At 43.1% G+C, this 15,226-nt stretch carries 13 protein-coding genes and 1 pseudogene; 7 read left to right on the forward strand and 7 right to left on the reverse strand.

Features of this window, described 5'->3' with window-relative positions; all coding sequences use genetic code 11:
* Window positions 1-27: 27 nt before the first annotated feature.
* Together HMPREF2794_RS16515 and bla are read right to left on the reverse strand one after the other, a co-directional pair.
* Window positions 28-1,401, reverse strand: coding sequence for a GNAT family N-acetyltransferase (locus HMPREF2794_RS16515; protein ID WP_070751947.1), 1,374 nt, complete (start codon window positions 1,399-1,401; stop codon window positions 28-30).
* A gap of 2 nt (window positions 1,402-1,403) precedes the next feature.
* Window positions 1,404-2,285, reverse strand: coding sequence for a class A beta-lactamase, subclass A2 (gene bla / locus HMPREF2794_RS16520; protein ID WP_010537078.1), 882 nt, complete (start codon window positions 2,283-2,285; stop codon window positions 1,404-1,406).
* A 153-nt stretch (window positions 2,286-2,438) separates the two neighbouring features.
* On the opposite strand from bla, the gene HMPREF2794_RS16525 reads away from it, so the two are divergent.
* Both HMPREF2794_RS16525 and HMPREF2794_RS16530 read left to right on the forward strand, forming a co-directional pair.
* Window positions 2,439-2,750 (forward strand): SEC-C metal-binding domain-containing protein, encoded by a 312-nt coding sequence (locus HMPREF2794_RS16525; protein ID WP_010537079.1) that lies wholly within the window; start codon window positions 2,439-2,441, stop codon window positions 2,748-2,750.
* A gap of 862 nt (window positions 2,751-3,612) precedes the next feature.
* Window positions 3,613-5,703, forward strand: coding sequence for a BT4734/BF3469 family protein (locus tag HMPREF2794_RS16530; protein ID WP_055271220.1), 2,091 nt, complete (start codon window positions 3,613-3,615; stop codon window positions 5,701-5,703).
* 181 nt (window positions 5,704-5,884) lie between these two features.
* Here the strand turns inward: HMPREF2794_RS16530 and HMPREF2794_RS16535 are convergent, their stop codons facing one another.
* Window positions 5,885-6,319 carry a DUF6078 family protein gene (locus tag HMPREF2794_RS16535; RefSeq protein WP_022302070.1) on the reverse strand — a complete coding sequence of 145 codons (435 nt, stop codon included), beginning with the start codon at window positions 6,317-6,319 and terminating at the stop codon, window positions 5,885-5,887.
* 182 nt (window positions 6,320-6,501) lie between these two features.
* Here HMPREF2794_RS16535 and HMPREF2794_RS16540 point away from each other — a divergent pair.
* From HMPREF2794_RS16540 to HMPREF2794_RS16560, 5 genes and pseudogenes are all read left to right on the forward strand, one after another.
* A pseudogene (locus HMPREF2794_RS16540) lies at window positions 6,502-7,122 on the forward strand (hypothetical protein); the annotation flags it as partial.
* 130 nt (window positions 7,123-7,252) lie between these two features.
* On the forward strand, window positions 7,253-8,122 hold the full coding sequence (locus HMPREF2794_RS16545) for a DUF7281 domain-containing protein (protein WP_070751949.1): 870 nt from the start codon (window positions 7,253-7,255) through the stop codon (window positions 8,120-8,122).
* Window positions 8,119-9,921, forward strand: a complete 1,803-nt coding sequence (locus HMPREF2794_RS16550; protein ID WP_022302072.1) for an SWIM zinc finger family protein — start codon at window positions 8,119-8,121, stop codon at window positions 9,919-9,921. Before HMPREF2794_RS16545 ends, HMPREF2794_RS16550 begins: the two co-directional genes overlap by 4 nt.
* A gap of 85 nt (window positions 9,922-10,006) precedes the next feature.
* The gene (locus HMPREF2794_RS16555) at window positions 10,007-11,059 is read left to right on the forward strand and encodes an alcohol dehydrogenase (protein ID WP_070751951.1); all 1,053 of its coding nucleotides are present in this window, start codon (window positions 10,007-10,009) and stop codon (window positions 11,057-11,059) included.
* 4 nt (window positions 11,060-11,063) lie between these two features.
* Window positions 11,064-11,864: a TrmH family RNA methyltransferase gene (locus HMPREF2794_RS16560; RefSeq protein ID WP_070751957.1), complete on the forward strand. Its 801-nt coding sequence runs from the start codon at window positions 11,064-11,066 to the stop codon at window positions 11,862-11,864.
* A 65-nt stretch (window positions 11,865-11,929) separates the two neighbouring features.
* On the opposite strand, the gene HMPREF2794_RS16565 is transcribed toward HMPREF2794_RS16560, so the two are convergent.
* The 4 genes from HMPREF2794_RS16565 to HMPREF2794_RS16575 form a co-directional block, all read right to left on the reverse strand.
* Window positions 11,930-12,748 (reverse strand): hypothetical protein, encoded by an 819-nt coding sequence (locus HMPREF2794_RS16565; RefSeq protein ID WP_010537089.1) that lies wholly within the window; start codon window positions 12,746-12,748, stop codon window positions 11,930-11,932.
* Between the two features lie 152 nt (window positions 12,749-12,900).
* Window positions 12,901-14,361, reverse strand: coding sequence for a DUF2075 domain-containing protein (locus HMPREF2794_RS16570; protein ID WP_246839611.1), 1,461 nt, complete (start codon window positions 14,359-14,361; stop codon window positions 12,901-12,903).
* A gap of 225 nt (window positions 14,362-14,586) precedes the next feature.
* A complete protein-coding gene (locus HMPREF2794_RS29595; RefSeq protein WP_246839612.1) occupies window positions 14,587-14,844 on the reverse strand; it encodes a hypothetical protein in 258 nt (85 codons plus the stop codon).
* A 9-nt stretch (window positions 14,845-14,853) separates the two neighbouring features.
* Window positions 14,854-15,183, reverse strand: coding sequence for a nucleotide pyrophosphohydrolase (locus HMPREF2794_RS16575; protein WP_022301599.1), 330 nt, complete (start codon window positions 15,181-15,183; stop codon window positions 14,854-14,856).
* Window positions 15,184-15,226 lie beyond the last annotated feature (43 nt).

The raw sequence follows: 15,226 nt of genomic DNA on the forward strand, positions 1-15,226 counted from the left end.
CTCGTTTTTGGGGGGAATGAGTTGTTTTTACTTGTTGCCGTTCTCTGCTTCCGGCAGTTGCAGATGGAGAATCGGATAAGGCTTGCCTATACCGTCTGTTTCATCTCGGCCTATGATCCGGAATCCCATGCGGAGATAAAATCCGAGCGCTTTTTCGTTCTGCTCGTTTACGTCTACTTTATTCATTTGTTTTCTCCGGGTGGCGTATTCCAGCAATCGTCTGCCATATCCTTTTCCCTGTTCGCCGGGGCTTACGAACAGCATTTCGATGAGTTCGTCGCTCAGTCCCATAAAGGCGACAATCTTTCCATTGGCATTGCGGATGATATACAGTTCTACAGCCGATAAGTAGTGGTTGCGTACCAATGGTTTGTAGAATTGGATATGCTCTTCCGTGAGGAAGTGATGCGTATGGCGTACGGAATCTTCCCATACTTGCAGAATCTCGTCGTAGTCTTCCGGAGCCGGTCGGCATATATTAGGCAGATAATAGCACAGGTGATCGTATATATTTCCGTTGTAAGTAAGTTCCGCCTGATGCAGTACGCCTTCACAGATAAAGCCGTTGCGTTCCAATACTTGCTGAGACCGCTTGTTGTGCGGATAACAGTTGGCGGTGATGAGGCTGAGCTGAAGTTCGTTGAAACCATAGTTAAGCACAGCTTGTACCGCTTCCGTCATATATCCTTTTCCCCAGTGAGCCTCGTCGAGCCAGTATCCCAACATACGTACTTGCGGGTTCTCCCGCTTCGGGTCGGGGACGATGCCGATGGAGCCGATGAGCTGTCGGGTGTCTTTCAGTGTTATAGCCCAGATATCCTCCTGACCGATAAACACATTCTGGAGGATTTCACGCGATTCTTCTATCGATTTATGGGGAGCCCATCCGGCATTATTGCCCAGATTCGGATTCTGGCAACAAGCGAAGAATGTTTCTGCATCATTTTCCCGGAAAGGCCGGATGAGTAAGCGTTCCGTTTCAAACGAACAATCATCCTGTGGTTCGTCTGCCTGCGGGGGGCATACGCATTCTATCCGGTTACCGTCAGGATCAAGAACTACACTTTCGAAATAACCATCTCCCGAAGTACGTGGCTCGCCTGCTATGGGGTATCCCTCGGAACGCATTTGTTCTGTGAAGCGAAGCACCTCTTCCCGGTTGGGAAAGGTGAAGGCAAGATGCGTCAGCCCAAGACGGTTCTCTTCTATCGGAGTATTCTGTACGTCTGTCCGGCTCATCAATTCCAGAGAAGGCCCTTCTCCGAAAGAGACGAAATAGGACTCGAATCCCTTCTTCGGATTGATGTATTTTTCATTACTCGTTCCACCCAGAAAACGGACATAGAAATCTTTTAATTCTTCCAGACGAAAAGTCCAGATAGCGATATGATGTAGTTTCATGCCTATTTTAATATTATATATTCATAGACTATGCGGGAAATGTCCGCGATAATCTTACTGTTTTCCTGATTGTTTTCCGCAGAGTCTTTCACGAAAACGGCTATGCTGTAAACGTGTCCGTCGGGCAGGAGGACGAAGCCGATATCATTGCAGGCTACCTGTTGTCCTTTGTCATTCCGGTCGCCTGTTCCTGTCTTGTGGCCGATTGTTACTTTTTTGTCCAGCAATGGGGCAACCAGTCGGTCTTGTCCGGTCTGGCATTCTGTCATGGTCTGATAGATGAAGTCTTTGTATTCTTGCGGGAATAGTGCTTCTTTACGGAATATTTCCAAGAGTCTGGCGGCAGCCAGAGGCGTAGTCCAGTTTTGATAACACAGACTTTCGTCCTGATGCATTTCGTTTTCTGTGCAGACAATGGCGCAGTCAGTAACGCCTAAAGAATGGATGTACTGGTTTACCGCATCTACTCCTCCCTGATACTGAAACAGAATATCACAAGCATTGTTGTCACTTTGTTGCAGGGTGTATTTCAATAAATCCGCAATGTCTATATTGAATCCTCCCTGTGGGAAACTGTCCCGTAGCGGGCTGTAAGTATCGGGTTTTAAGTCCTCTTTCTTTATGGTCAGTTCAAAGTTCAATGACTGTTGCTGCTTTCCCATATAATCAGCCAATGCCAACGCCTGATGAAATTTGAACACACTCATCAATGGATAATGAATGTCATTGTTGACAGTTACCGTATCTTTTCCATCGATAATAACGGCAATGCCGATTTCAGCTTTTTTGCCTTTGATAGCTTGTTTGAGTTGGTCCTCAAGAGAAAAATTCTGTGCACAGATAATAGTGGGGATCAGACAGAGAAGCAGGATGAATGAGCGCATACTAATTTTTTCATTAATTGGTTTGTATTTGGGTCTTAAGAGTCACAAAGATATAAATACTAATTTTATCAGCAAATCCTTACCCGTAAATAGTAATCCTATATTAAGAATTATCTATTTTTGTCGGTAAAACAAGACACGAAGGTTCGTTCTATGCAAGAACTTCAGGAAGTGGTTGGAATAGCTGTAAACTATTGTAATTATTGTCTCTGTTGGTTCTTGAAAGGTCACCCGTCCACCGAAGCATCTGCTTTACTTGGTAGGGGTGAATCGGTGAAAACTCTTCCTCGTATCGTTGCCGGACCAGCGATGAAAGCAGCAGGCATGGATATCACTCCTGAAATGCAAACAATGGTTGATGGTATGTTTTATGATACATTCTCCGGAACGAAAATCGGGCGGAATGATCCTTGCCCTTGTGGGAGCGGAAAGAAATATAAGAAATGTTGCGGCAGGGATAACTGAAAAGAGGCTGTTCGTCGAGATGCTATGTCGGCATAGGCGGACTGTTCTTTGAAAGATTGTGTTGGAGATTGGAGGAAAATGATAGGGCAAAACCAATCAAGGAAATCCTGATACTTCCCGTCATCGAATAAGTGAACGGTCTGAAATGAATCATTCGTATAAGATTTTTGGTATCCTTGTTGGCTTGGTATGGTAAAGTTCTTACCTTTTAGCAAAAAGAGATATGGAGCATTCAAGTTTGACAGCTAGATATCAGTGAAATTTGAATCCGTCTGTCTATCACTCCCTATAAATTAAAAAGAAGAATATATTTGTCATCTGTCACCGATTTTACTATAACTATCAGATTATAAATACTTAATGATGTGACAGCAGTAGGTGACAGCACTGTGATGGCAATTATGCTGTCACCCTTGTATTGGTGATTCGGGTTATGTTTTGAAGTCGTTGATTTCATCACGGTGTGTAACTATCTTTTCTACTGTAAGAAACAGTTTGTTTTGCAGTTTGAAACTAAAGTTCCAAATGCTTGAAACCATAGTTCCAAACGCTTGAAACTAATGATTCCAAGCTGTTGGAACTAAAGTTTCAAGCCTTTGGAACTATGGTTTCTCACTGTTGAAACTATGGTTTCTCTTCGCTGAAACTATGGTTTCAAGGTGAGGGAACTAATTTAGTTGTCTTATCCTATCATGCTCCGGCTTAGGTTGCTTCTTTGGTGTCTTCTCTTTTCTATGAGGCTGACTAAAAAGTCGGTTGTATATTAAACTTTCGTTTTTTCTTGTCGGTCCCGGATATAATGAGTAATTTAGCAGTCTCAACGACACGAAGACGCTGACACAAACAACCTATTACTATATAAATGAAAATTACCCAATTCCGTAGAAATGGAGATGCAACAGCGCTCAGCGTAATGGATCTTGAAAAACTGGTAAACAAAGTAAAAACAGAAATAAAATCCCGCCCGGTTTCCATTTTCAGGGAAGGATTAAAGTATATGCTTCCTGATGATCGGTGTATGTTTGCCGACAAGCTTCCTGAGATAATTCCTGCCGCAGAATTTAGAAAAGTAAACGGGCAGAAGCAGATGAAAGCGTACAATGGCATTGTTGAACTGACTGTCGGTCCCCTGTCCAATAAATCGGAGATAGCTCTGGTGAAACAAAAAGCGAGTGAACAACCGCAGACCCGCTGTGCTTTTATGGGTTCGAGTGGAAAAACGGTGAAGATATGGACCACCTTTACCCGTCCGGATAACTCACTGCCCAAGACACGGGAAGAGGCGGAACTGTTTCACGCTCACGCCTATCGGCTGGCCGTGAAATGTTATCAGCCCCAAATCCCGTTTGATATACTTCCCAAAGAGCCGACTTTGGAGCAATATTCGCGATTATCTTATGATCCGGATATTATGTATCGTCCGAATTCCGTGCAATTTTATCTCTCGCAGCCGACAGTGATGCCCGAAGAAACGACTTTTCGGGAGGCAGTGCAGGCGGAGAAGTCTCCGTTGACTCGTGCCGTGCCGGGATATGATGCGGAAAATGCCTTTTTGATGCTTTTTGAAGCTGCTTTTCGGAAAGCTTATACAGATCTTAGCGAAGCAGGCCTCCAGTTACGGGAAGATAAATGGCAACCATTGGTCGTACAATTGGCCAGAAATTGTTTTGCTTCGGGATTGCCTCAGGAAGAAGTCGTGAAACGTACCGTTTTTCATTTCTATATGTATAAACAGGAAGTGCTGATCCGGGAGATGATTGGCAACGTATATCTCGAATGTAAAGGTTTCGGCAAGAATATCAGTTTGAGCAAAGAGCAGCAGTTGGCCTTGCAGACCGAAGAATTCATGAAACGCCGTTATGAGTTTCGCTATAACACACAAATCGCCGAGGTGGAATATCGGGAAAGGCTTTCTTTTCGTTTTCGTTTCAATCCTCTCGACAAACGGGCGCTGAACAGCATTGCTCTGGATGCACAAATGGAGGGTATTCCGTTGTGGGACAGGGACATCAGTCGTTATATCTATTCAAATCGCGTGCCTGTATTCAATCCGTTGGAGGATTTTCTTTATCGACTTCCCGGATGGGACGGTAAAGACCGTATCCGTGAACTGGCAGCCACTGTGCCTTGCCGGAATCCGTATTGGACAGACTTGTTTCACCGCTGGTTTCTCAATATGGTTTCTCATTGGAGAGGGTATGATAAGAAATACGCGAACAGTGTTTCGCCATTACTGGTCGGGGCGCAAGGGACGCGAAAATCTACCTTCTGCCGGAGTATAATGCCGCCTTCGGAACGTTCCTATTATACTGACAGCATTGATTTCTCGCGAAAGAAAGATGCGGAACTTTATCTCAATCGTTTTGCGCTCATCAATATTGATGAGTTTGATCAGGTCAGTTCGACACAACAAGGCTTCTTGAAACATATTCTGCAAAAGCCTGTGGTAAATATGCGGAAACCTCATGCCAATGCCGTGCTCGAAATGCGGCGGTATGCTTCATTTATCGCTACGAGTAATCAAAAAGACCTGTTGACCGATCCTTCCGGTAGCCGTCGTTTTATCTGTATCGAAGTGACGGGAGTGATTGACACGAATCGTCCGATAGATTATGAGCAGCTTTACGCGCAAGCCATGTATGAATTGGAACATGGCGAACGCTATTGGTTCGATCAGGAGGATGAAAAGATTATGATGGAAAACAATCGTGAATTTGAGCAGGTTCCTCCGGAAGAACAGTTGTTTTTCCGTTATTTTCGTGCTGCACAGCCTGAAGAAGGGGAGTGGTTGTCTCCGGCGGAGATTATGGAGGATATTCAGAGAAATAGTTCGATACCGATGTCCGTTAAAAGGGTTAATTCATTTGGAAGAATACTGAAAAAGCAGGAAATCCCCTCCAAGCATGTACGTAGCGGTACGCTTTACCATGTCGTCAAGTTAGTGGCCGGGTAGCGGGAACAAGTACCGTAAGTGTGGTCTGGCGATATAACCTCATGTGATACTGCAAAGATACTTGGCTGTAGTTGATTGTGACGGCAAGAGTGCCGTCACAATGCAATCACCTCCTGCTGTCACGGGCTGATTCGTTCATAATTAGTCTGTTATGCCCTTTGGGGTGACAGATGACAGCAATTTACCATATATATTCTTCTGTGTAGCGTTGGTAAGTAGGTTCTTCTTTTATTCCTTTATTACGAAACAATTGTTTTATATAAGCTTGATCTTTGGGCATAAGGCCTCGTTCTCCACGATAGAGCCGGTAATATCCTGTTTTCCCATAGTGTCCGACCAACTGTGATCGGATACTGACTGCATCTTCATAAGGAATCCTGTCAAGCAATCGTTTAAGTCCCCATGTTACATGGACTTTTACAGCCGTTTTAAAACATTCGCATTGATTCCCGTCTGCAGGATAGCGTGCCGGATTAACGTTGGTGATATAAAGATAGTCGGCTCCGTTATTTTGTGCAGCTATGTGGCGTAGGCATTTGGAAGCTTGTGGGCATTGGTCGTTGAAGCAACGGGCAAAATTGTAAGGGACAGACAGGCTGTCGGGTTCTTCTTTCATTAGTATACTTTGTTTTATTTATGATAGCAAGGGATACAAGTTTTGTATTCCCTACAAATGTAAGGCTTTCTTTCAAGAATGAGAAGCAAACGTACATATAAATCAAATATTTTTATGTACGTTTGCATTAGAAACAATACTGTGAACCGGTATATATGTGAATCTGATAAGACAAAACCGACATGAGCACTTTTCGTTCCATAGAAGAATTGGTCAAGAGTCTTGATCGGGAAAAAGAACTCCTGAAAGAAATGTTTGCCAAGCGGAAATCTCTTTCGTTTCGCTACGATTATGCACTCGAAATGACCGAGTACAAAGAAGAACGTATCCGCTATCTGATAGATTATGGAGTGATTCGGGATACGGGCGACTTTCTGGAGATGGAGGATATCTATCTGAAATTCTTTGAAGATGTACTCGAAGTCAATGAAGAAATCAATGTCTCTTTCGTGCAGGATTATCTCACGCGGTTGAATGAAAACATCGATTATTACTTGAAGGAGAACAATGAACAGCGTAAATACAACTATCAGCGGGAAGTGAAACGCTGCCTGAAGAACATCGCCCTTACCACCGTCCGCAATGTGATGGACCTGAAAAGGAACATGGACAACACCTACAAGAATGAACCTAATTACCGGATCAAAAAGACCAAACTTTTTCGGTTGGACGAGAAACGGAATAATATCGCCCTGCTGATTCGCAAGAGCGAAGAACTGATAGACTACGGACAGCCTACTTTTTTCCGGGTGGCGATGGATGTACAGATGCGGAATGTGGTGAGCGACGTGAAACTGCAACTGTTTGCTATCGTGGAAAGTGCCAAATATCAAAATATTCCACGTACCATTCAGAATGTTTTTCTGAATTCCAAGTTGGATGCAGACTTTATAAAAGATACTATTGTTACTGACTTATAATCAGAAATAGATAATGATAGGTGAATTTAATGTAACAAAGGCTCGCAAATTGTTGAGATTGCTAAATGGGGGGTCCATCCCTTTTTCCAGCTTTGTGTGCGAAGTATCTCTTCGATTAGAAACAGAAGGATTCTTAGCTGTCGTGTCACACGGTAGAAATAGGACTTTTCGGATGCTTGATCCTGAAGGATGTCGCATTTATATGGCGCAGCATTATACATCCGGTATGAGTCTGGAAGACTGGATCGAAATAAAGACTCGTGAGAAGGAAGTGGCACGCTCGGAACAAGTGGCAAAGGGGGCTAACTCTAAACTTAGGCATACCCGTGCGTTTAAAGGTTTCCCTCTTAATTGTTACGAGCCGATAGAAGCTGTTTTTCATGAGGAACCTTACTTGCTTTCTCCGGCACGAGGTACTTGCATATTCATGCAAGATTACGAATCCTTTCGTATTCCCGAAGATGTAGTGGTGGTCGGCATGGAGAACGGAGAGAATTTCCGGTATATCCGTGCCCAGAAGTATTTATTTGAAGGGATGAAAGTACTCTTTGTATCTCGTTATCTCCAATCGAAAGATCTATGCGCTTGGTTAAAGATGATTCCCAACCGTTATATTCATTTCGGAGATTTTGATTTGGCGGGAGTGTCTATATTCTTATCGGAGTTCTATTCGGAATTGGGCGAACGGGCGGAGTTTTATATTCCTGCTGATGTGGAACAGCGGCTTCAAAATGGGAATCACGTACTGTATGATGTTCAGTATTCGCGGTATAGATATATGGAGGTGGCAGATGAGCGCTTGAAACCGTTGGTTGAGATGATACATAAGTATAGGCGGGGGTATGAACAGGAAGGTTATATTAAAGAGCAGGATAATATATGATTACATTAGATAATTTTGAGGCCATAGTGCCGTTTAAGATATTAATGCGTGGCCAAGAATATTATGAACTGGGTGCAGTATCTGATTTGGAAGAGGCTTCGTCCGGCGAATGGACTGCAACCGTTGACGGTACCCGTAGTTATACTGTGGAAATATCTCTGGAAGGAGACAAAGTAGACTCATGGTACTGTGATTGTCCGTATGACGGGGGAATCTGTAAGCATGTGGTAGCAACATTATTCGCTATTCGTGATAATAGTGAGAAGGTGAGTCGCAGTGTCTTTTCGAAAATGTCGGTATTGGAGGATGATGGAGATGAAGAAATGGATGTGGAGGAATCTGTAGATTTGGAACGGATAGAGGATACAGTCCTGTATAGTCCGGTTGATGTGGATATACAGCAATGTCTTTCTTTTATTAAGCCTCAGGAACTTTCACGGTTTATATGTGAATATGCTTCTACGAATCAGGAATTTAAAACAGCCCTGTTGGACCGGTTTATTACGAAAAAATTGTCAAAGACCTCCCAAGATAAAGATTACAGAAAAGAAATTCAAAAGATATTTGAGAACTCCTTTCAGAGTAAGAAATCGCGCTATCATAATCGTTATGATGACTTTAGCCGTGACTGGGAAACTGTTTTCAGTCAATTGGATACTTTTTTGGAGAAAGCAGATTTCTTCTTGAAGTTGGAGAGTTTGGACGATACGATTGCTATAGCTCTTCAGACACTTCGTTCGATAGGAGAAAATTATGATGATGAACTATTATATGATGATGATATATCCGCTTCAGACTATTGTGAACAGGCAGGAGATTTGATACTGAAAGTGGTTCGACATCCGAAAACCACTCAGCAACAAAAGACCGGGATATTGCAAGAACTTTGCCAAATTGCCGGGATATCGATTTATCATGATTATGATATCTATGATGTAGATGATCTTATGATGCAAATCAATCTCTCCATCCAATCTGCGGATAAGGCTCTGGAATTGATAGACAAGCTTCTCGAAGAGAGAAAAGATTCTTATGATTTGTATCAATTGGTTCTTCGTAAGGTCGATATGTTGCTGGGGCAGAAAGAGCAGGAAAAAGCGGATGATACGATTCGCCAATATCTGTATTTATCTGAAATAAGAGAAATGGAGGTTAAGAAATTGATGGAGCGTGAACAGTATGACGAGGCTGTCCGATTGTTGGATGAAGGGATAGAACTTTCGAAAAAAGAAGAATATGACGGAACTACAGGTAAATGGTTAAAGCTTAAATTGAAGATTTTTGAGAGGACGAATCGCACTTCTGAAGTCATTGATACGTGTCGCCTATTGTTTATATCCGGTAGAGAGCAGTTGGAATATTATCATAAACTGAAGACGCTGATCCCGAAGGAGCAATGGAAAGTTTTTTTGGACGAGATGATGAAAGAGGTACCGTTTAATGGCTATTTTTCTTTTGACAGAAATGTAGAGGCCGAAATTTATGTGGAAGAAAAAGAGGATGAACGTTTATTCCATTTGTTGTCATCTGCCGGTTTTGGGCAGCTGGAAGCATTGATGCAGTATGCTCATCATCTGAAAAACAGTCATTCGGAGCAATTGATTGACATGTATATTTCTATATTGATTGATTATGCCGAACGGAATATAGGACGGAAATATTATGAGCAGATTGCGCGGGCATTGCTTTGTATGCAAGAACTTAATGGAGGAAAGGTTGCTGTAAAACAATTGGTTGAAGACTTTAGGACGATATATAAGCGTCGGTCGGCAATGATGGAAGAGTTGAGGAGGTTCTAGTAATTTTATCTTCATCTTATCTATCTCTTTATCTATATCACTATCTTTGCACTAGAATGAATCTATTAATTGACAAGAAGAGATTATGCTTGCATATACATATATTGAACACGGAAAATTTGAATTGCGAGAAAAACCGGAACCGGAAATTACGGATGCACGGGATGCAATCGTGCGTGTGACTCTTGGCAGTATCTGTACCAGTGACCTGCATATCAAACACGGTAGTGTGCCGCGTGCAGTACCCGGAATAACGGTTGGACACGAGATGGTAGGTGTCGTGGAAGAGGTGGGAGCTGAAGTTACATCAGTCAGTCCCGGCGACAGAGTGACTGTGAATGTCGAGACTTTCTGTGGGGAGTGTTTCTTTTGTCATCACGGATATGTCAACAACTGTACCGACCCCAACGGTGGCTGGGCTTTAGGCTGCCGTATCGACGGCGGACAGGCGGAATATGTCAGAGTACCTTATGCCGATCAGGGACTGAACCGTATTCCCGATACAGTCAGTGATGAACAGGCTCTTTTTGTCGGTGATATCCTTGCCACAGGCTTCTGGGCAACTCGTATCTCGGAGATTACGGAGAAAGATACTGTCCTCCTCATTGGTGCCGGACCTACTGGAATTTGCACTTTGCTCTGCTCGATGCTGAAGAATCCGAAACGTATCATTGTCTGTGAAAAGTCCCCTGAAAGGATTCGGTTTGTCCGTGAACATTATCCCGATGTACTGATAACGACACCTGAGAACTGCAAGGAGTTTGTACTCCAAAACAGTGATCACGGTGGAGCTGATGTTGTCCTGGAAGTGGCGGGGACCGAAGATAGTTTCCGGATGGCGTGGGACTGTGCCCGTCCCAATGCGATAGTCACTATTGTGGCTCTTTACGACAAACCTCTGCTTTTTCCTTTGCCTGAGATGTATGGCAAGAACTTGATTTTCAAAACGGGTGGAGTGGACGGTTGTGACTGCGCAGAGATTCTCAGGCTGATTGAGGAAGGGAAGATAGATACCACTCCTCTTATTACCAATCGCTTTCCGCTGAACGAGATTGAGGAGGCATATCGTATCTTTGAAAACAAGCTGGACGGCGTCATCAAGGTAGCGATTGTATGTCAAACCGAAAGTAATAAATAAGAATATGCCTGTTATCGAAATATCCTCTTTGTCTCATCCCGGAGTTGAGATATTCTGTACTCTTACCGAGGCTCAGTTACGCAATCGTATCGAGCCTGACAAGGGTATTTTTATCGTAGAAAGTCCAAAGGTTATAGAGAGAGCTCTGGACGCCGGTTATGAACCTTTAGCCATTTTATGTGAGCATAAACATATCATTGGCGATGCCTCCGACATCATTGAACGTTGTGGCAATGTGCCTGTCTATACGGGTAGCAGGGAACTGCTTGCTACATTGACCGGTTATGTTCTGACACGTGGTGTTCTTTGTGCCATGCGTCGTCCTGCGGTGCGCAGTATGGCAGAAGTCTGTCGGGGAGCCCGGCGCATCGTCGTGATCGACGGTGTTGTTGATACAACCAACATCGGTGCTATTTTCCGTTCGGCAGCCGCCTTGGGAATTGATGCCGTACTACTGACGCGTAACTCTTGTGACCCGTTGAACCGTCGTGCGGTCAGAGTATCGATGGGAACGGTCTTCCTTATACCATGGACTTGGCTGGACGGTTCTCTCAGCGACTTGGGCAAGCTGGGCTTCCGTACAGCTGCCATGGCACTCACGGATAACTCTGTTTCCATTGATGATCCTGTCCTGACAACCGAACCCAGATTGGCTATCGTGATGGGTACCGAAGGGGACGGACTTTCGCCGGAAACGATTGCCGAAGCTGACTACGTAGTCCGTATTCCTATGTCGCACGGTGTCGATTCGCTCAATGTAGCCGTTGCGGCTGCCGTAGCTTTCTGGCAACTTCGTGCCCGATAGTTCTGAGGTTTTAGGATATGTTGGTGTAATAATCTTTAATAAAAAAGATTTTATGAAGGTCCTTTTTATTGTCGGGACATAAGTTCCGCAAATTGATCGAGTGACTGGACATTATATTTCTCAATGAGATCAATGCATTGTTGAAGATAATCTTCATCCACTTTTACTCCATTCCATTGGTACCATCGTTTTACCATCTCAATACCTGCATTATGCTTCTTGGCAACATTCCAAATCGTGACGAGATCATCCTTTTGTTTTCTTGATTTTAACCGTTTCAGCTCAAGTGCCCCTTTGTAGATTTTGATTTCCTCATCATAGATGAGCTGTTTCTTTAGCGTCAGTTCATCATCTCCCAGAAAAGTGACATGAGTCATGAGTTTTAGGTCGTTGCTTAAATCGGCTACTGCAATACCATGGTCGGAAACGATGAAATAGCCGCCATTATTCTTGCGGGTATACAAGACTTGCGGATTGTTATATACAAAGTACTCGAATAAGTTTTCTCCCTTGCGGTCTATTTGATAATGGTCGATGTAACGTTCTTTATATCGTTGCATGAAATGCGCTGTGTAATGCATCACCATATCACGGGGCTTGAAACCCGACATTTGGATATAGCCATTGCTTGAAGCGCCGACAATGGGGGCGTAAGCCTGAAATCCTACGCCTTGCATATATGAATTGTGTTTTCCCACCACTGTCCACACATTTCTTCGGGTGGTGGTGAGGGTTATACGCTGGGTCGCCAAAGGATATGGCAGCATGTTCTTTGTTTTCTTACGAACTTTATCCATGAACATATTTGCTTTGGTCGATATTTCGATGAGGTCCTTATGCACTTCGGCATACAGTTCCTCGTGAGTCATACTTGTAAGATACATACTTTGTTTTTTTGATTGTGTATAACGGTAGTGGTTATCTTCGTATCTGATGTCGTCTGTAGGACGGTTTTTTGTAAATGATACGGAAAACAAACGCTTTATTTTGTTTGGAACCTGTTTGAAACAAGTTCCAGCCAGCCTGCCATACTTTCTTATTTTCTATCTCTAATTTTAGCTCTCAAATATTCTTTTAAATTTTCATCACAGCAATATACATAGCAACCTTTCATTCCTCTGGACATTAAAACACGGTAGATGTTGCGGGCGTAGTTATCAAAATATGCCGCATTTCGTTTTAACATAGGATCTTTGATTTCTTTAATGTCTGTAATCAGACATTGTTGCTCTGTGTCATACCGTAAATCAGGACCGATGATGACACCTATGTAATCAAATTCAAAACCTTGCGCCGTATATATACATCCGACTTGTTTGATGCCTTCGGGTTTATATGCCCATTCATACCACTTGACATATCCCTTGGGAATATTGGTAATAGTATCTTTGGTTTCCCACGGCATTGCGAAGTTCCCGATGGTAACATCTTTTACAAAATCTCCGTTCTCATCCAGAGAACTTGACCATGGCCAGCAAAATCCTGCAGTCAGGCGTGCGCTTTGCCCGTCTATACTGTCTTTTCTCTTTATCTCATCATACAGTGTTTGAGGATCGTCGAATATTTTAAAGTCAAATTCATCTTCTTTGAAGGATGATTTTACAGGTTCATTATAGATAACTTGTTCAAGCCAGTCCAGATAGTTGTCCGAACCATTGCAGCGGAACTGGGATTTTAATTCGACTTCTGCAATATCGGCATTGTATTCTTTGGCACATTCCCGAATGAGTTGGGAAGATCCGATCTCGACGCTTCGGATGGCTTGTTTGTCGTCGATAAAGAATACGGATATCTTGGCTGCTTGGACGATTGTTTGAATCTGTGTAAGATTGGTTCGTTTATCAGTCGGCGTGTATTGGTTGTTTGCACTATTAGAGATGCGATGGGCTTCGTCGACCAGCAATACATCTATATTATTAGGTTCACAGTTGGCCGGAATAAACTGAGTTACATTTGAAAATAGCAGTTTAGCCTTACTGCCACGCGGCAACCGGTCTTTTACCCCTTCCAGTAAAGGTTTTGATTTTGTGGCATAACGGATATTATAACTTTTCTTGTTTCCCGCCAATAGAGCCAGGATATGTAAGGCAATCACTGTTTTTCCGGTTCCCGGTCCTCCTTTTACGATAATGATACTTTTCTTGTTACCGATTTTGCGGATTTTATCAAGAATGACATTGCGCGCTATAATCTGCTCTTCGATTAGGGCGAATGCAGATACATTACCCTCATGAATCAGGTTGGCTGCCGATTCCAGCAGTTTTTTAGAAGGGCGTATGGGGCTGTTGATCATTTTGTGGAAGATCGTTTCGCCATCGCCGTTGCCTAATGCTTGCTGCAGGTGTTGGGCGAGTTCCTGCACTTCGTCGCCGGCGTACGTTTTGTATGCTTGCAGGAGTTCGCTGTATTTCTCATCAAATAAGGTATTGGGTGTTTTGTTTTTGCGGTAATTGTAGCAGTATGCGAGTCCTTCGATATGAAGTTCTTTGCTGCTCAATATTTCTATGAATCCGGTCAGATAATCATTGTATCCTCTTACTTGTTGGGAAGGGTGGGATACCAGCCGGTGTCCTCCGCCTGTGTATGCCTGTACCTGGAATGTGGTGTCTGAATCTTCGTCGACGTTGAAGTTTCCTTCGCAGTCAGCATCCCGGACCCCTTTGTTGTCCCATTGTTTTAATTCGATATGGACTACATTTCCCTGATTTTGTGAGTTTCTACCTTATAAGATGCAGTCAATGCGTTTCATGTTGTATGGAACGAGGTACTCGAATGTCACATATGTATCAGTAACTCCGCTCAACTGAAGCAAGTCTTTTATTTTAGGGGCATTATTCCCCCATGACATTAGTTCTGAATTGCTTGGGTGTAAGTTATAATAGGTGGCGGCCTTTGTTATTTTGTCTGTAAACAGATTGGTCATTACATCATGAAAAAACGTAGCCTGCGGTTCTTGGTATAATACTCTTTTGCCGGTCATGGTGTTCGGTTATAATTCGTTATATTTCTTAGCAGATCCTTTGGCTTTCTCAACCGGATACTTTTGCGCATTCTTCTCTATTTTATCCAGTATGATTTGGGCGACATCAAAATTATATTTATTAGCAATGAGTAATGCGTAATTGAGGACATCTGCCAATTCTTCTTTTATTTTTTCAACATTTGCCTCTTCCGGTGATTTCCAGAGAAAGAGTTGGTTCAGTTCTGCTGCTTCAATGGATAATGCCAATGATAAATCTTTAGCATTGTGAAATTGGGCCCAGTCCCGTTCGTCTCTGAATTTCACAATGGTTTCTGTAAGTTCTTCTATTGTTGCCATATTATGTTGTTTATTCTGTAAAGTCAAAAGATTTGCTTTAGAG

The organism is Bacteroides sp. HMSC067B03 (assembly GCF_001811315.1).
Taxonomy (GTDB): Bacteria; Bacteroidota; Bacteroidia; order Bacteroidales; family Bacteroidaceae; genus Bacteroides; species Bacteroides faecis.